15 protein-coding genes and 1 pseudogene are annotated in these 15560 nt (G+C 71.3%); 5 read left to right on the top strand and 11 right to left on the bottom strand.

The genetic code is table 11. The features are described from left to right. Positions 1 to 57 precede the first annotated feature (57 nt). The gene (locus J7520_RS00605; RefSeq protein WP_291182728.1) at positions 58 to 852 is read left to right on the top strand and encodes an undecaprenyl-diphosphate phosphatase; all 795 of its coding nucleotides are present in this window, start codon (positions 58 to 60) and stop codon (positions 850 to 852) included. 25 nt (positions 853 to 877) lie between these two features. On the opposite strand, the gene J7520_RS00600 is transcribed toward J7520_RS00605, so the two are convergent. The 5 genes and pseudogenes from J7520_RS00600 to J7520_RS00585 form a co-directional block, all read right to left on the bottom strand. Next, positions 878 to 1801, bottom strand: coding sequence for an aspartyl/asparaginyl beta-hydroxylase domain-containing protein (locus tag J7520_RS00600; RefSeq protein WP_345776898.1), 924 nt, complete (start codon positions 1799 to 1801; stop codon positions 878 to 880). Next, positions 1781 to 2197, bottom strand: a pseudogene (locus J7520_RS19900) (tetratricopeptide repeat protein); the annotation flags it as partial. The gene J7520_RS00600 and the pseudogene J7520_RS19900, both read right to left, overlap by 21 nt. Positions 2198 to 2212: 15 nt before the next feature. Next, positions 2213 to 2845, bottom strand: coding sequence for a YbhB/YbcL family Raf kinase inhibitor-like protein (locus J7520_RS00595; RefSeq protein WP_291182724.1), 633 nt, complete (start codon positions 2843 to 2845; stop codon positions 2213 to 2215). Positions 2846 to 2847: 2 nt separating this feature from the next. Beyond that, positions 2848 to 3957: a PQQ-dependent sugar dehydrogenase gene (locus J7520_RS00590; RefSeq protein ID WP_291182722.1), complete on the bottom strand. Its 1110-nt coding sequence runs from the start codon at positions 3955 to 3957 to the stop codon at positions 2848 to 2850. An 11-nt stretch (positions 3958 to 3968) separates the two neighbouring features. Further along, positions 3969 to 6053, bottom strand: a complete 2085-nt coding sequence (locus J7520_RS00585) for a tetratricopeptide repeat protein (protein WP_291182720.1) — start codon at positions 6051 to 6053, stop codon at positions 3969 to 3971. 169 nt (positions 6054 to 6222) lie between these two features. On the opposite strand from J7520_RS00585, the gene J7520_RS00580 reads away from it, so the two are divergent. Beyond that, positions 6223 to 7707: an AAA family ATPase gene (locus J7520_RS00580; protein ID WP_291182718.1), complete on the top strand. Its 1485-nt coding sequence runs from the start codon at positions 6223 to 6225 to the stop codon at positions 7705 to 7707. 27 nt (positions 7708 to 7734) lie between these two features. Beyond that, the gene (locus J7520_RS00575) at positions 7735 to 8223 is read left to right on the top strand and encodes a hypothetical protein (protein ID WP_291182717.1); all 489 of its coding nucleotides are present in this window, start codon (positions 7735 to 7737) and stop codon (positions 8221 to 8223) included. Position 8224: 1 nt separating this feature from the next. On the opposite strand, the gene J7520_RS00570 is transcribed toward J7520_RS00575, so the two are convergent. From J7520_RS00570 to J7520_RS00550, 5 genes are all read right to left on the bottom strand, one after another. Next, positions 8225 to 9214 (bottom strand): alpha/beta fold hydrolase, encoded by a 990-nt coding sequence (locus J7520_RS00570; protein ID WP_291182715.1) that lies wholly within the window; start codon positions 9212 to 9214, stop codon positions 8225 to 8227. Between the two features lie 64 nt (positions 9215 to 9278). Then, the gene (locus tag J7520_RS00565) at positions 9279 to 10085 is read right to left on the bottom strand and encodes a lysophospholipid acyltransferase family protein (RefSeq protein ID WP_291182713.1); all 807 of its coding nucleotides are present in this window, start codon (positions 10083 to 10085) and stop codon (positions 9279 to 9281) included. 48 nt (positions 10086 to 10133) lie between these two features. After that, positions 10134 to 11774, bottom strand: coding sequence for a Na+/H+ antiporter (locus J7520_RS00560; protein WP_291182711.1), 1641 nt, complete (start codon positions 11772 to 11774; stop codon positions 10134 to 10136). Between the two features lie 88 nt (positions 11775 to 11862). Next, positions 11863 to 12807: a serine/threonine protein kinase gene (locus J7520_RS00555; RefSeq protein WP_291182709.1), complete on the bottom strand. Its 945-nt coding sequence runs from the start codon at positions 12805 to 12807 to the stop codon at positions 11863 to 11865. Positions 12808 to 12820: 13 nt separating this feature from the next. After that, positions 12821 to 13252 (bottom strand): hotdog fold thioesterase, encoded by a 432-nt coding sequence (locus J7520_RS00550; RefSeq protein ID WP_291182707.1) that lies wholly within the window; start codon positions 13250 to 13252, stop codon positions 12821 to 12823. Between the two features lie 91 nt (positions 13253 to 13343). On the opposite strand from J7520_RS00550, the gene J7520_RS00545 reads away from it, so the two are divergent. Both J7520_RS00545 and J7520_RS00540 read left to right on the top strand, forming a co-directional pair. Then, positions 13344 to 14393 (top strand): CDP-6-deoxy-delta-3,4-glucoseen reductase, encoded by a 1050-nt coding sequence (locus tag J7520_RS00545; protein ID WP_291182705.1) that lies wholly within the window; start codon positions 13344 to 13346, stop codon positions 14391 to 14393. Positions 14394 to 14463: 70 nt separating this feature from the next. Further along, positions 14464 to 15030 carry a DUF2845 domain-containing protein gene (locus tag J7520_RS00540; RefSeq protein ID WP_291182703.1) on the top strand — a complete coding sequence of 189 codons (567 nt, stop codon included), beginning with the start codon at positions 14464 to 14466 and terminating at the stop codon, positions 15028 to 15030. Between the two features lie 19 nt (positions 15031 to 15049). Here J7520_RS00540 and J7520_RS00535 read toward each other — a convergent pair whose 3' ends face one another. After that, positions 15050 to 15541: a DUF2314 domain-containing protein gene (locus J7520_RS00535; RefSeq protein ID WP_291182701.1), complete on the bottom strand. Its 492-nt coding sequence runs from the start codon at positions 15539 to 15541 to the stop codon at positions 15050 to 15052. Positions 15542 to 15560 lie beyond the last annotated feature (19 nt).

Genomic DNA, 15560 nt, shown 5'->3' with positions numbered 1-15560 from the left:
CGCACCTCGCGGGCATCCCGACGGCCGCGCACACCGACTCACCCCATTTCCTGACCCATGAACGACATCCTGATCCCCGCCCTGCTCGGCCTGATCGAAGGCATCACCGAATTCCTGCCGATCTCCAGCACCGGCCACCTGCTGATCGCCGAACACTGGCTCGGTCGCCGCTCGGACGTGTTCAACATCGTGATCCAGGCCGGCGCGATCCTCGCGGTGGTGCTGATCTACCGCGAACGGCTGTGGCGCCTGGTCACCGGCTTCGGCGAGGCGGAGAACCGCGACTACGCGGCGAAGCTCGCGGTCGCGTTCCTGATCACCGCCGTGCTCGGCTTCGCCGCGACCCGGCTCGGCTTCAAGCTGCCGGAGTCGATCGCGCCGGTGGCATGGGCGCTGATCATCGGCGGCGTGTGGATGATCGTGGCGGAGTGGTTCGCCGCGAAGCAGCCCGATCGCAGCGTCATCACCTGGCGCGTGGCGATCCTGGTCGGCCTGGCGCAGGTCGTCGCGGCGATCTTCCCGGGCACCTCGCGCTCGGCGGCGACGATCTTCGTCGCCCTGCTCGCCGGTGCCAGCAACCGCGCCGCGGCGACCGAGTTCGCGTTCCTGGTCGGCATCCCGACGATGTTCGCGGCCAGCGGCTACGAGCTGCTGAAGGCGTTCAAGAACGGCGGCGGCGCGCACGAGGACTGGAGCGCGCTCGGCGTCGCCTTCGTCGTTTCGGCCGTCACCGCGTTCGTCGCGGTGAAATGGCTGCTCGGCTACATCCGCACGCATCGCTTCACGCCGTTCGCGATCTACCGCATCGTGTTCGGCGCGGCGCTGCTGTTGATGCTGCCGGCGGACGGCTGAGGCGTACGCCGGCCCGGCGAGGCGATCAGCCGACGCCTGCGCTGCGGTTGAAGTCGCCGATCGCGCCGATCAGTTCCGTCAGCGCCTCGCGCTCGATCTCGGTCAGGTAGGGATTCCACGCGTCCAGCAGCATCACCACGCGCACCTCGCCGCTGCGGTTCCAGGCTTCGTGCTCGTAGGTGTCGTCGAAGCTGAAGCAGACGCCTTCCTCCCAGCGCCGCGGCTCGCCGCCGACGTTCAGCGCGAGGTCGCCACCCGGTACCTGCAGCGGCAGGTGCGTGACCACGCGCGTGTTGGTGACGCCGTAGTGCGGCAGGATGTGCGTGCCGGGCGCGAGCACCGAGTAGCACACCTCCGGCGCATGCTCGCGGATGCGGCACAGCGGCGCCGCGTCGAGCGCGGCGGCGGTGCGCGGACACTGCCGTGCATGCTCTTCTTGGCGCACGCCGTGGCGATGGAAGAAGTACGCGTCCCAGGCCGGCGCGCGACCCTCGCCGCGCAACTGCTCGCCCAGCAATTGCGGATCGTCGATCGCGCCGAGGAAGGGCTCGAAGCCTTGCGACTGCGTCAGCGCCGCCAGCATCTCGGCGCGGATCGCCGGCGCCTCGGCTTCGAGCGCGGCGTACCACGGGAACAGCTCGCGCTCGAACCAGCGCGGACTCGGCAGGTCGGGGAAATACAGGAACTTCGGCCGCTGCCGCGGCTGCGCGTAGACGATCGGCTGGTCGCCCAGATACATCGCCAGACTCTTCTCGACGCGGCCGAGCGCCGCGCCGCCGTGGCGCTCGCGCAGCGGTGTCAGCAGCGCGGAGAACAGCGCCCGCCGGCCGGCGGCGACGAAGCGCATCGCGTGCCGTACCAGCGGCCGCAGCGCAGGCGGCGTGCTCGCGTCGTCGAGCCAGGCGCCGTGCCGCTGCGCGGCGACGATCGCGCCGAAGTAGGCCGGCAACGCCTCGGCGTCGCGGCCGAGCGCCTGCAGCGTTTCGCCGAGGCGCAGCCGCGAGAGGAACGCGCCGGGTTGCCGCTGCAGCGCGTCCGCCAGCGCCGCGCGGGCTTCCGGCAGCCGCCCCTGCTCGCGATACAGCACGCCGAGGTTGCCGAGCGTGACCGCATCGTCGGCGTGCGCGGTGCGCGCGTGCTCGAGCAGGCGCAGCGCTTCGTCGGCGCGGCCGCGGCCGTGGGCGCAGAGCGCGAGGAAGTTGAGCGCGTCGAGATCGTCGGGCGCGTCGCGCAGCAGCAGGGCGAAGGCGCGCTCGGCCTCGGCGAGGCGTCCCTGCTCGGCCAGTGCGCGCGCGGCGCGGCGGCGTGCGGCGAGGTCGTCGGGACTCATCGTCGCGCCGCCATCCGCCCGACGACGCGCCTAGCGGCGCAGCGCCGGATTCAGCGTGTAGGTGCCGGTCAGCGTCGCCTCGGCGAGCACATGGCCCTGCATCGCGGTGCGCACGTCGGCGAGCCCGAAGCGGGGCGGCAGGTCGAGCCGCGCGACGTCGAGCGCGCAGAGCACGAACCGGTAGTGGTGCAGGCGGTCGTCGTTCCACGGCGGGCACGGGCCGTCGTAGCCGAGATAGTCGCCGGCCATCGCGGCGTCGCCGGCGAACCAGCCGGTGTAGTCGTTGAGGCCCTGGCGCGAGCCCTGTGGTCCGTGCGGTTCGCGCTTGCCGTGCGCGGTCACGCCGTCGCTGCAGGCGCCCTGTGCGATCTCGCGCTGATCGCCCGGCACGTCGACCAGCAGCCAGTGCACGAACTCGGTGCGCGGCAGCGAGGCCGGCACGCGCCTGCCGGGCTGGTTGACGTCGTCGCCGACCGTCGGCACGTCGCCGTCGATGCACAGCAAAGCGAACGATCGCGTGCCGGTCGGCGCGTCGCTCCAGGCCAGGTGCGGGTTGCGGTTCGCGCTCAGCACGCACGGCTCGCCGTCCGCGCCGGGCCTGCCGAACGCGAGCGCTTCGGGAATCGGCTGCTGATCGCTGAAGTCGTTGCTGCGCAGTTGCATGTCTATTTTTCCTTTTTAGCGCCCGCGGCGCCGTAGCTCACGCGATAGACCGCGCCGGCGTAGTCGTCGGAAACCAGCAGCGCGCCATCGGGCATCACCAGCACGTCGGCCGGCCGGCCGTGGGCGACTTCGTCGCTCTGGAAGCCGTCGATCAGCACCTGCTGCCCCTTCACCTTGGCGCCGTCCAGTTCGATCGCGACGACCCGGTAGCCGGACTTCTTCGAACGGTTCCACGAGCCGTGCTCGGCGATGATCGCCGCGCCGCGGTACCCGGCCGGGAACATCGAGCCGGTGTAGAAGCGCATGCCGATCGCGCCGACGTGCGCGCCGAGCTTGACCACCGGCGGCGTGTAGTCCTTGCACGACTTGCCGGCGCCGAATTCCGGATCGAGCGAGTCGCCCTGGTGGCAGTACGGATAGCCGAAATGCTCGCCGCGGCGCGTGACCCGGTTCAGCTCGTCGGCCGGCAGCTCGTCGCCGAGCAGGTCGCGGCCGTTGTCGGTGAACCACAGCTGCTGCGTGCCCGGCTGCCAGTCGAAGCCGACCGTGTTTCGGATGCCGAAGGCCTCGTCGCGCCAGTCGCTGCCGTCCGGTTTCATGCTGAGCAGCTTGGCGTAGTCCTTGCCCTTGTCGCAGATGTTGCAGGGCGCGCCGATCGGCACGTAGAGCCGGCCGTCCGGGCCGAAGGCGAGGAATTTCCAGCCGTGATGCGTCTCGCCGGGCAGCTTGTCGGTGACGACCTCCGGCTTGGGCGGCTGGTCGAGATGGTTCTCGACGTCGCGCAGGACCAGCACGCGGTCGATCGCGCCGATGTACAGGTCGCCGTCGCGGAACGCGATGCCCGACGGCATGCGCAGGCCCGAGGCGATCGTGCGCACTCGGTCGGCGCGGCCGTCGCCGTCGGTGTCGCTGAGCGCGTAGACCTTGCCGGCCTCGCGCGAGCCGGCGAAGACCGTGCCCTTGGCACCGAGCGCCAGCTGGCGCGCGTTCGGCACGTCGTCGGCGTAGCGGGCGATGGTGAAGCCGGGTGGGAGTTTCAGCGTGTCGAGCGCTACCGCGGCGGAACAGGGCGCTGCCGCGAAAGCGAGAGCGAGCAAGGCGTAGTGGCGCATCGGCGTCTCCTTCAGGCGAGCAGCCGGAACGGTTCGGCGAGCGTCTCGCGATAACGCTGCCAGTGTCCGGCCGGGAAGCGGATCGGCAATCCGCCGAGGCCGCGCATGTTGAACGCGAAGCGCGGTCCCGGACGTAGTTCTTCGAGTCCGAGGAAGCGCGCGAGTTCGCCGCCCGCGGCGCCCTGCGGATCGTCGAGGATCGCGTCGGCGTCGACGACCAGGCGCTGCGGCTGGTCCAGCTCCGCGCCGTGATGGAGATGCACGCGCGCGCGTGCCAGCCATTCGGCGCCGGCCTGGGCGTCTTCGCACGGCATGCCGGCGATGAAGCCGATGCCGAGCCAGTTGAGCAGCGCGTCGCGCGGATCGCGCTCGACGACGACCAGGCGCGTGCCCGGCATCGCGCGGCGAAGCAGGGCGAGCAGATGCGCGTCCCAGCGCGGCAGCCAGTCGACCAGCAGTCGTCCGGGGCCGATCCCGCTCGCGCGAAGCGGCGCGAGATAGCGTTCGCGCAGCGCGGCGCGTTCGCCGTCGTCGAGCTCGCCGCAGTAGTGGCGGAAGCGCGGCAGGTTGAAGTCGTCGTCGCGCATCGCGGCGCCGATGCGGTCGCGCAGCACGCCGATCGCGGGCTGCTGGTCGGCGAGCAGTTCGGCGATGCGCTCCACGCCGCTGCCGGGCGTGCCGAGCAGCAGCACCGGCGCGTCCGGCCAGGGCTCGCCCGGCGCTTCCTTCAGCGCCTCGGCCAGCTCCGGCCGCGGCTCGGCGAGCGGCGGCAGCATCGCCGGCGTGCCGCGCTGGGCTTCGACGAAGCAGCGCACGGCGTCGGCCGTCTCGCCGGTGCGGTCGTGCAGGCGGCCGAGGTAGTTCAAGCGCAGGCGGTTCTGGCCCTGGCTGAGCGGCAGCTTGGCGAACGCCTCGAGCGCGTCGCGCGCCTGCGCGTCCTCGCCGGCCTGCAGCAGCGCGCGAATCCGCACCAGCTGCATTTCCGCGTCGTCCGGCCGGCGCCGCAGCACGTCGGCCGCGTGCGCGCGCGCGCTGTCGAGCTGGCCGATGTATTCCTCGACGATCGCCAGGCGCTGGCGCGTGTCGGCGTCGAGCGGATTGCGGTCGCTGAGGAGGCGCAGGTCGTGCGCCGCCTGCGGCCATTGTCCGGCCAGCATCGCCACGTCGGCGCGCAGAGCGCGCATCTCGTCGTCGTCGGGTACATGCGCGAGATAGCGGCCGTAGGCTTCCAGCACCTCGTCGTTGCGGCCGAGTTCGGCCAGCGTCATCGCCAGCGCGCGCGTCGGCATCGACAGGCCGGGTTCGACGTCGAGCGCGGCGCGGTAGCCGGCGACCGCTTCCTCGAGGCGGCCCGCCGCGCGCGCGACGTCGGCGAGACCGAGCTGCGCGACGCGCTCGTAGCCGGGGATCTCGCGCAGGACCAGGTAATGCGGCTCGGCTTCCGCCGCGCGGCTGTCGCGGATCAGCAGTTCGGCCAGCCACGGACGCACCTGGTGCATGGCCGGGTCGAGGCTCAGCGCGTTCTGGTACGCGCGTTCGGCGAACGCGGGCGTGTTGCGCGCGGCGAAGGCCTGGCCGAGCAGGAACTGGATCAGCGGCGAGTTCGGTTCGAGTTCGGCCGCGCGCGTCAGGTAGCGCAGCGCGGCGTCCATGTCGCCGCGCGCGTTCGACAGCGCGCCGATGCCGGCCAGCGCGTGCGGATCCTCGTCCGCGCGCAAGGCGACGCGGAAATGCTGCTCGGCGCCGCCGAAATCGCCGCGCGCGAGCGCGATCTGGCCCAGGCCGATGTGCGCGCCGGCCAGGTTCGGGTCCAGCGACAGCGCACGCTCGAAGCCGCGCGCCGCGGCGTCCTGCTCGCCCAGCTGTAGCCGCATCGAGGCGAGGCCGAGATCGATGCGCGCGTCGTCGGGCGCGATCTCGTGCGCGCGCGCGAGCAGGTCGATCGCTTCGGGCGTTGCGCCGTGCTGGTGCCGGAGCAGGCCGAGCGCGTGCATCACGTCGGCGTCGTTGGGGTGTTCGGCGAGCCAGTTGCGGTAGCCCTGTTCGGCTTCGGCGAGGCGACCCTGGCGGTGCAGTTCGAGCGTTTCTTTGAGCATGTCGGAAGTTGCGCGTGGAAGCGCCGCGCGCAGCGAGGCGCGACGGCGAGGTGAGGGAGGCTGCGGTCGGCAGCGATCGAGGGCCGAAATTATGCCCGATGGCGGCGTGCTAGGCTTGCCCGCCCCGCGCTCGCGGGGATCCGTTCCGTTGCCGCATTCGACCCCGTTCATGTCCGATTACCAGGATCTCGTCACGCTGCTGCGTGCGCGTACGCCGCTGCTGCTGATCGATTCGGCCGCCGAAGCGCGCGTGATCGACGGTTTCCGTCACGCGATCGCGCAATCGCTGCGCCCGCTGTACCGCTGGAGCATCACCGACGGTCTGCGCCGGATCGACCTCGACACCGACGAGGAGCGCGAGACGCCGCCGGACGCGAGCCTGATGCTGCAATGGCTGAAGCAGCAGCGCGCGCCCGGCGTGTACCTGCTGCTGGATTTCCAGCCGTACCTGCGCTACCCGATGACCTTGCGCCTGCTGCGCGAGATCGCGCAGCGGCAGGACTGCGCCGAGCACACGCTGGTGCTGGTCGGCGCCGGCTACGAGCTGCCGGCCGAACTGGACGCCGCAGCGACGCGCTTTCAGTTCGCGCCGCCGGACGCCGCCGCGCTCGCCGACCTCGTGCGCGCCGAGGCGTTCGCCTATTCGCGCGAGCACGACGGCCGCCGCGTCGTCGTCGACGCCGAGGCGGTGCGCGCGGTCGTGCGCAACCTGCAGGGGCTGGATCTGGAGGAAGCGCGCCGCATCGTGCGCAAGCTGATCTACGACGACGGCGCGCTGACCGCGGCCGACCTGCCGGAACTGGCGCGCGCCAAGGCCGCGCTGCTCGATCGCGACGGCCTGCTGCACTTCGAATACGAGACCGCGCGCTTCGCCGAGGTCGCCGGCCTGGCGCGGCTGAAGCGCTGGATCGCGCAGCGCAAGAGCGCCTTCCTCGGCGAGAAGCTCGCGCTCAAGCTCGATCCGCCCAAGGGGGTGCTGCTGCTCGGCGTGCAGGGCTGCGGCAAGAGCCTGGCGGCGAAGGCGATCGCCGGCGGTTTCGCGGTGCCGCTGCTGCGCCTCGACGTCGGCACGCTCTACAACAAGTACCACGGCGAAACCGAGCGCAATCTGCGCGAAGCACTGAAGAACGCCGAGCTGCTCGCCCCCTGCGTGCTGTGGATCGACGAGATCGAGAAGGCGCTCGCCGGCGGCGGCGACGCCGACGACGGCGTCTCGCGCCGCGTGATGGGCTACCTGCTGACCTGGATGGCCGAGCGCAAGGCGCCGGTGTTCCTGGTCGCGACCGCCAACGACGTGCAGGCGCTGCCGGCGGAGCTGCTGCGCAAGGGCCGCTTCGACGAGATCTTCTTCGTCGACCTGCCCGACGCGGCGACGCGCGCGGAGATCTTCCGCCTGCACCTGGCCAGGCGCGACTTGCGTGCGGAGGACTACGACCTCGCCGCGCTCGCCGTCGCGAGCGAGGGCTATTCCGGCGCCGAGATCGAGCAGGTCGTGGTCGCCGCGCTGTACGCCGCGGCCGACGGCAAGACGCCGCCGACGCAGGCGCAACTGCTCGAAGAGACGCACAACACGCGGCCGCTGTCGGTGTTGATGGCCGAGCGCGTCGCGGCATTGCGCGAATGGGCGCGCAGCCGTACGGTGCCGGCGGACTGAACCTCGTCCTCGAGCGGGAGGCTGCCGATGTCGAAACGACGCCGCTTTGCGACGATGACGGTGCTGTGCGTGCTGGCCGGCTGCGGCACGGCGACCGGGGTGCGCTCGGGCTCCGCCGGCCAGCCGGCGGAGAAGGAACGAGTCTGGCTGCCGATCGCGATCGACCGTGGTGGCGCGCAGGTGCGCGCGAGCTACGAGTCCGTGTCGCCGGCGTTCGAAACGATGCCGCGCATGGACGACGTCGACCTGCGCGTCGACTTGCAGGCGCCCGAGCCCGAGCCGGTGTTCGGAAACCGCTATCGCTCGGCGCTCGAGAAGTGGCGCGTCGATTGCGTCGGCGGGCGCGGTGTGCGGATGGGCGTGAGCTACTTCGCCGGCCCGGCGCTCGGCGGACAATGGCTCGCTTCGGGCGACTCGATCTACGCCGTCGGAGATTTGCGGCCCTCGCCCGAGGTGGTCGCGATCTGCCGCTTCCTGCGCGAGGAAAGGCCCACGCCCAGGCACGACGGCCGCTGACTCAAGGGATTCGCGCCAGCAAGCGCTGCGCGATGTAGTCCTCGGCGAAGCTGCGCAGCGAGAAATCGCTGAGAAAGCCGCAGTGCCCGCCGTGCGGGGCGATGTCGAGCTCGACCTGCGGCGGCAGGCGCAGCGCGCGGAAGTCCGCGACCGGGATCACCGGGTCGTCGGCGGCCGTCAGGATGGCGGTCGGCACGCGCATGCCGGCGAGCGCGTCGCCGGCGATCGAGTAGCCGTCGAGGTAGTTCTCCAGCGAGCCGAAATCCGTGTGACGCAGCACCATCGCGCGCGTCAGCTCGCGCAGGTTGCCGCCCAGCTCGTCCGGCGTGAACAGTTTCACGTCCGGAAACGCGCGCTGCTTGCGGCGCAGCGACTCGCGCCATTTGCGCACGAAGTAGCGCTCGTAGAAGCGCGGGCCGCCTTCCAGCGCGTACAGGCCGGCGCGCGGGCTGACCACCGGACATACGGCGACCGCGCCGCGCAGCGCGAGGCCGGCCGCCGGCGCACGCAGCGCGACGCGCAGGGCGAAATTGCCGCCGAGCGAATAGCCGGCGATCGCCAGCGGCGGCGCCGGAAAGCGCCGCGCGATCTCGCCGAGCGCGCCGACCACCTCGTCGATGCGGCAGGAATGGAACAGCTCGCGGTTCAGATGATGCGTGTCGCCGTGATCGCGGAAGTTCAGGCGGAACACGTCGAAGCCTTCGGCGAGCAGCCGTTCGCCGGTGCGCAGCATGTAGGTCGAGCGCGCGCTGCCTTCCCAGCCGTGCAGCAGCACGACCAGTCCGCGCGCCTGCGCCGCCGCGGTCTGCGCGGTGTGGAAGCCTTGCAGGCGTACGCCGTCGCCGCAGTCGAGCAGGTGTTCGTTCGCGGTCGCCTCCAGCATGCCGCCGCGGCGCGCGAGCCAGCGGCGCGGTCCGGTCGAGGCGAGGATCGATTGCAGATGGGCGTTGCGCAGCGCGCGCGGCGGCACGAACTCGGCGGCGCGGCTCATCGGCGCCCGCGCAGCGGCTTCGCGGGCTTCCCGCCCGGAAGGAGCCATCCTGCCATCCTCGCCGTCATGCATCGCCGTAGCCGAGCACCTGCACGATGCGCGCGCGGCTCTCCTCGGCCATGCGCCGGCGTGCGTCGGGCGTCGGCGCGACCGGTTCGAGATAGTGGATCTCGGCGTCCAGCGGCGGGCCGCCGAGCACGCGCAGGAAGTTGGCGAAAAAGCTTTCCTTGACGCCGAACGGCACGCCCGGATCCTGGCGGCCGTCACGGCCGTAACGCAGCGCGACCGGCTGCACCGGCACGTCGGCGTCGAGCGCGGTCTGGAAGATGCGCGCGTGGAAGGTGCCGACCTTGTCGCCGTGGCCGCTGCCGCCTTCCGGAAACACGCCGACCGGATTGCCGGCGCGCAGGCGCTCGACCACCGTCGCCATCACGCTGGCCAGCGAATCGGTGCTGCCGCGGCGGTGGAAGATCGTGCCGGCACGCGCGGCCAGCCAGCCGACGAACGGCCAGCGCGCGATCTCGCTCTTGGCGACGAAGTTGACCGGCCGCTGGCTGTGCATCAGTTCGATGTCGAGCCAGGAGACGTGGTTGGCGACGTACAGCACCGCGCCCGGCAGCGGTTCGCCGAAGCGGCGGATGCGAAAGCCGAAGATGCGCACCAGCCGGCCCGACCACCAGCGGATCATCGCCTTCTCGAAGGTGTCCGCGCCGATGCGCAGGCGCGCCGCCAGCGGATTCAGCGCGAGCAGGGCCAGCGGCACCGCGATCAGTCCGTGCAGCACCAGCAGCGGCACGCGGACCAGGTAGCGCAGCCTGCGCAGGCGGTCGGACGGAACGGAAACGGCGGGCGTATCGGCGGCACGGCTCATGCGCGCAATGGTAGCGGATGTTTGGTGCGCCGCCGCATCGGCCGTCGGTCACGGCGAGTAGCGCGCCTCGAGCAGGTCGATCTCGCGCACGAGCCGACGCGCGATGTCGTCGGAGACGCGGTTGTAGCGCGCCAGCGAAAAGATCTCCTGCCGCGCCGCGCGCAGGCCGGCCAGGCGCAGCGCGCGTTCGGCGGCGTCGGCCTTGCGCAGCTGCTCGGCGTCGACGTCGTTGGCGCCGTCGGCGTCGATCTGGCGTTGATAGAGCGCCATCACGCGCAGCGCGGCGGCGGCGTAGACCTCGGTGTCGGCCGTGTTCTGGTCCGACAGCTCGCGCTGCGCGCGCTTGATCGCCGTCAGCGCCGCGGACGCGGCGCGGTGCCGCGCCAGGTCCTCCTCGCGCTCGTGCTGCAGCTCGGGCGAGAACTGCAGTCCGGCCAGCAGCGGCGGCAGGCCGAAGCTGGCGATGAGCAGGGAGAACAGGATCACCGTGGTGGCCAGAAAGATCGCCAGATCGCGCGCCGGGAACGCGCTGCCGTCCGGCAGCAGCAAGGGCAGGGTCAGCACGCCGGCGAGCGTGATGGCGCCGCGCACGCCGGTGAGCGAAGTGGCGAAGACGAGCCGCCACGGCGGCGCGGCGGCCTGCTTGCCGCGCTGCCGCGCGATCACCAGGTTCACGCGCAGCGAGGTCACCACCCAGAGCAGGCGCAGCAGCGCCAGGCCGACGTTGATCGCCAACGCGTAGACCAGCAGCCACCACGGCTCGTGCTGCCCGCTCTCCTCGAGCGCCGCGATCGCGCGCGCGAGGATGCCCGGCAGCTGTTCGCCGAGCAGCACGAAGGCGATGCCGTTCAGCGTGAACTGCACCGAGTCCCACACCGCCGTGCGCTGCACGCGCGTGGCGGCCGGTGCGCTGCCGGACAGCTCGACGTAGCTCATCGTGATGCCGGCGGCGACCGAGGCGAGGATGCCCGAGGCGCCGATGTGCTCGGCGGCGAGATAGGCGCCGAACGGCGTCAGCAGACTGACCAGGATCGGCAGGCCCGCGTCCTGGCCGAAGCGGCGCGTGATCAGCACGTGGCCGTGGGTGATGCCGAGCGTGACCAGCACGCCGACGCCGACGCCGCCGAGCGCCAGCCACAGGAACGTCAGCGAGGCCGACGCCAGCGAGAACTGGCCGGTCATCGCCGCCACCACCGCGAAGCGGAAGCAGACCAGGCCGGAGGCGTCGTTGAGCAGGGATTCGCCTTCCAGGATGTGCATTAGCCGGCGCGGAATCGGCACGCGCGCGGCGATCGAGGACAGTGCGACCGGATCGGTCGGCGAGACGATCGCGGCCAGCGCGAACGCCACCGCCAGCGGCATCGCGGGAATCAGCCAGTGCAGGAAGAAGCCGATGCCGAGCACGGTGAACACGACCAGTCCGAGCGCGAGCTGCAGGATCGTGCGCGCGTCCTGGAACAGGCCTTCCTTCGGAATGCGCCAGCCGTCGAGGAACAGCAATGGCGGCAGGAACAGCAGGAAGAAGAAATCCGGATCGAGCGTGACGCCGCGGTTGAAGAACGCCGCCACGCCGGCGCCGAGCCCGATCTGCACCAGCGGCAGCGGCACCGCGAACGGCAGCATGCGTACCAGGTAGCCGCTCGCCAGGACGAGCAGCAGCATGGTCAGGACGATCTCGATCGACTGCATGGAAGGCGCGGTGCGAGCGACCGATCGACCTTAACCCGGCCGGTGCCGGCGGGCAAACCACGCGGCGCGGCTAGGCCGCGCCGCGCCGTCATTCGTCCTGCAGGCCCTGCAGCGCTTCGGCGAGATCGTTCAGGTGCTGCTCCCACCAGCGCGCCTCGCCGACGTGCGCGAACGCGCGCGGGAACGCCGGATCGAGCCAGCGCGCGGCGACCCAGCCGGCCCAGTGCACCTGGCGCATCAGGCGCAACGGCTCGATCAGGGTCAGCTCGCGCATGTCGAAGTCGCGGAACTCGGCGTAGCCTTCGAGCAGCGCGTCGAGCGCGCGCGCGGACGGTGCCAGCATCCACAGGTCCTGTACCGCCGGGCCCATGCGCGCGTCGTCGAGATCGACGAAGTGCGGACCCGAATCGGTCCACAGCACGTTGCCGGCGTGGCAGTCGCCGTGCAGGCGCAGGCGCGACGGTTCGATCGCCTCGAAGCGCGCGTCGATCAGGTCCGCGATCGCGTCGGTACGCGAACGATAGGTCTGCTCGAGCCGCTCCGGCAGCAGACCGGAAGCCAGCACCGCACGCGCGGCCGCGTGCACGAAGGTGTCGGTGTCGATCGCGCCGCGCGTCTGGAACCGCGCACGCGCGCCGACGCCGTGCAGGCGCGCGAGCAGGCGTCCCATCCAGGCCAGGTGTTCGGTCGATTCGAGTTCCGGCGCGCGACCGCCGCGGCGCGGATACAGCGCGTAGCGGAAGTCGGCGTGCGTCAGCAGGGTCGCGCCGCCGACCTGCAGCGGCGCGACCACCGGCAGTTCGGCGGCGGCGAGTTCGAGCGCGAAGGCGTGCTCCTCGTCGATCGCGGCGTCGCTCCAGCGTCCGGGTCGGTAGAACTTCGCCACCAGCGGCGCGGCGTCTTCGACGCCGACCTGGTAGACGCGGTTCTCGTAGCTCGCCAGCGCGAGCAGGCGGCCGTCGGTGACGTAGCCGGCGGCGTCGACCGCGTCGAGCACCGTGTCCGGCGACAGGCCGGCGTACGGCGTGTCCATGTCGGTCATCGGATCAGGCCGGCTTCGGCACCACGGCCAGCGTCAGCCGCGAGATGCAGACCAGCTTGCCGGCCTCGTCTTCGATGCGGATCTCCCACACCTGGGTCGTGCGGCCGAGGTGCAGCGGCCGCGCGGTGCCGGTGACCGTGCCGCCGGTCTTCGCGCGCAGATGGTTCGCGTTGATGTCCAGCCCGACGACGATCTCGTTGCGCGCCGGCTCGAGCACGAGCAGGCCGGCGAGGCTGCCGAGCGTTTCCGCCAATGCGACCGACGCGCCGCCGTGCAGCAGGCCGTAGGGCTGGCGCGTGCGCGCGTCGACCGGCATGGTGGCGCGCAGGAAGTCGTCGCCGACCTCGGCGATGCGGATGCCGAGATGCTCGACCATGCAGCCGGCGCCGATCGCGTCGAGCCGCTCCGGGTCGATCGCCTGTTTCCAGATGGCCATGTTCCTTCTCCGTGTCGCAGCCTCGGCACTATAGCGGCTCGCGCCGGCGGCGCGGTTCCCGTGCGCGTCGCGCATCGGCGACAATCGCGGCATGTCGTTCACCGTCACCTTGAAGGCCAGCGGCAAGCGTTTCCCGGTCGCCGCCGGCGAAACCGTGCTCGAAGCCGCGCGCCGCGCGCATCTGGCGCTGCCCTATTCCTGCCTCGCCGGCGTGTGCGGCAGCTGCAAGGCGACCTTGATCGCGGGCGAGTGCATCTATCCGCGCAATCCGCCGAGCGCGTTGAACGCGACCGAGCGCTTGCGCCACCAGGTGCTGCTCTGCCAGGCGGTGCCGGTGACCGATCTGGTCGTCGCCGCGCGCGAGGTCGCCTCGGTCGCCGACGTCCCGCTGCGCCGCCTGACCTTGAAACTGCTCGACAAGGCCGTGCTCGGCGCAGACATCGTCAAGCTGACCTTGCAGACCGCGCGCGGCGAGCGCCTGCGCCGCCTGCCGGGCCAATACCTCGACGTGCTGCTGGCCGACGGCAAGCGGCGCGCGTTCTCGATCGCCAACGCGCCGCACGAAGGCGACCAGATCGAGCTGCACGTACGCCACGTCGCCGGCGGCGGCTTCACCTCGTACGTGTTCGACGAGATGAAGCCCGGCGCACTGCTCAAGATCGAGGGCCCGCTCGGCACCTTCGTGCCGCGCGAGGACAGCGAGCGGCCGCTGCTGTTCGTCGCCGGCGGTACCGGCTTCGCGCCGGTCAAGGCGCTGATCGAGCATTTCCTGCACCTCGGCACGCGCCGGCCGATCAGCCTGTACTGGGGCGCGCGCACGGCCGACGACCTGTACCTGCGCGCGCTGCCCGAGCGCTGGGCGCGCGACGTTGCCGGCTTCCGCTACGTCCCTGTGCTGTCCGACGCGGCGGCGGACGGCGGTCGTTCGGGCTTCGTGCACGAGGCGGTGCTGGAAGACCAGCCCGATCTCGCCGGCTTCGATCTCTACATGAGCGGTCCGCCGACGATGATCGACGCCGGTCGCCGCGCCTTCGTGCAGGCCGGGCTGCCGGAGGAGCGCCTGTACTACGATTCGTTCGACTACGCCCCGGACGTGATCGCCAAGATCCTCGGCAGCCGCGCCGGCCTGAACGGCTGGTAGAAGAAGGCCGGCAGAACTCGTTCCCCGTCCCGATGTCCATCGCAACGCGCTCCCTCCCGGAATGTCCTCCATGAACACCCGAGCCCTGCTGGTCCTGTTCCTGCTGTTCGCCGCGCCGAGCGCGTTCGCGATGCGCTGCGGCAGTCGCATCGTCGACGTCGGCACGCAGGACTTCCAGGTGCGCGAGCGCTGCGGCGAGCCGTTCTGGACGGACCAGTACACCAGCGTCGAGGTCATCGGCGCCTACGGTCCGCAGGAGGTCCAGCGCACCGTGCAGTACGACGTCTGGTACTACAACTTCGGTCCGCGCCAGTTCATGCGCAAGTTCCTGTTCAGCGACGGCGCGCTGGTGCGCGAGGAAACGCTCGGCTACGGCGTCGAGGAGATCGGCACGGACTGCAATCCGATGCGCGACTACGCCGGCTTCAGCGCCGGCGAGCTGTACGCGCGCTGCGGCGAGCCGGCCTCGCGCCGGGTGCAGAACGACACCATCGTCCGGCGTCCGGCACCGGGCGTCGAACGCTGGCGCGACCAGCGCCGCGAGGAATGGGTCTACGACTTCGGCGACGCGCGCTTCCTGCGCGTGGTGACCTTGGTCAACGGGCGCGTCGGCGGCACCGACACCATCGGGCGCTGACGCCGCCGCGCGCGCGGCTTCAGCAATCGAAGCCGTGGTTCTTGCGGTAGTAGTCCGCCTGCTCCGGCGGCATCTTCTTGAACAGCACGCAGACCGTGTAGCTGCCGACCTGGCGGCCGTCCTTGGTGTAGCCCCAGTCGGAGATCTGCGCGCGCGAGAACTCGATCTCCTCGCCGGCCTCGACGTTCGAGACGACCTGCGGCTCGTTCGCCAGCGTGCCCTTGAAGCCCTTGCCGATGGGCGCGAACGGCGTCACCCAGAAATGCTCGGTGTCCTCGCCGTCGCGGACCATCACCTTCAGCTTGAAATCCGAAGCGCCGGGCGGCGGATTGGCCGCGAGGGCGAGGAACTCGTCCAGCTTCGCGCGTGCCTGCCTGATCGCGGCGGCCATGTCGGCGTCGTCGTTCTCGACCAGCACGATCTCGTTCTCGTCGCGTTTGCTCTCTGCGCAGACGGGCAGCGAGATCGACGCGGCCATCGCCAATGCGACGGCGCTCAGGGACTGCTTCATTCCACCTCTCCTTGTCGAA

This window comes from Dokdonella sp. (assembly GCF_017744955.1).
GTDB lineage: Bacteria > Pseudomonadota > Gammaproteobacteria > Xanthomonadales > Rhodanobacteraceae > Dokdonella_A.
This window is presented reverse-complemented; position numbering and strand designations above follow the sequence as displayed.

Coding starts and splice junctions, on each gene's coding strand:
- J7520_RS00550 (WP_291182707.1), bottom strand. CDS start 13,252: ATGGCCATCTGGAAACAGGCGATCGACCCGGAGCGGCTCGACGCGATC.
- J7520_RS00565 (WP_291182713.1), bottom strand. CDS start 10,085: ATGAGCCGTGCCGCCGATACGCCCGCCGTTTCCGTTCCGTCCGACCGC.
- J7520_RS00585 (WP_291182720.1), bottom strand. CDS start 6,053: ATGCTCAAAGAAACGCTCGAACTGCACCGCCAGGGTCGCCTCGCCGAA.
- J7520_RS00560 (WP_291182711.1), bottom strand. CDS start 11,774: ATGCAGTCGATCGAGATCGTCCTGACCATGCTGCTGCTCGTCCTGGCG.
- J7520_RS00605 (WP_291182728.1), top strand. CDS start 58: ATGAACGACATCCTGATCCCCGCCCTGCTCGGCCTGATCGAAGGCATC.
- J7520_RS00535 (WP_291182701.1), bottom strand. CDS start 15,541: ATGAAGCAGTCCCTGAGCGCCGTCGCATTGGCGATGGCCGCGTCGATC.
- J7520_RS00575 (WP_291182717.1), top strand. CDS start 7,735: ATGTCGAAACGACGCCGCTTTGCGACGATGACGGTGCTGTGCGTGCTG.
- J7520_RS00590 (WP_291182722.1), bottom strand. CDS start 3,957: ATGCGCCACTACGCCTTGCTCGCTCTCGCTTTCGCGGCAGCGCCCTGT.
- J7520_RS00540 (WP_291182703.1), top strand. CDS start 14,464: ATGAACACCCGAGCCCTGCTGGTCCTGTTCCTGCTGTTCGCCGCGCCG.
- J7520_RS00545 (WP_291182705.1), top strand. CDS start 13,344: ATGTCGTTCACCGTCACCTTGAAGGCCAGCGGCAAGCGTTTCCCGGTC.
- J7520_RS00570 (WP_291182715.1), bottom strand. CDS start 9,214: ATGAGCCGCGCCGCCGAGTTCGTGCCGCCGCGCGCGCTGCGCAACGCC.
- J7520_RS00580 (WP_291182718.1), top strand. CDS start 6,223: ATGTCCGATTACCAGGATCTCGTCACGCTGCTGCGTGCGCGTACGCCG.
- J7520_RS00595 (WP_291182724.1), bottom strand. CDS start 2,845: ATGCAACTGCGCAGCAACGACTTCAGCGATCAGCAGCCGATTCCCGAA.
- J7520_RS00555 (WP_291182709.1), bottom strand. CDS start 12,807: ATGGACACGCCGTACGCCGGCCTGTCGCCGGACACGGTGCTCGACGCG.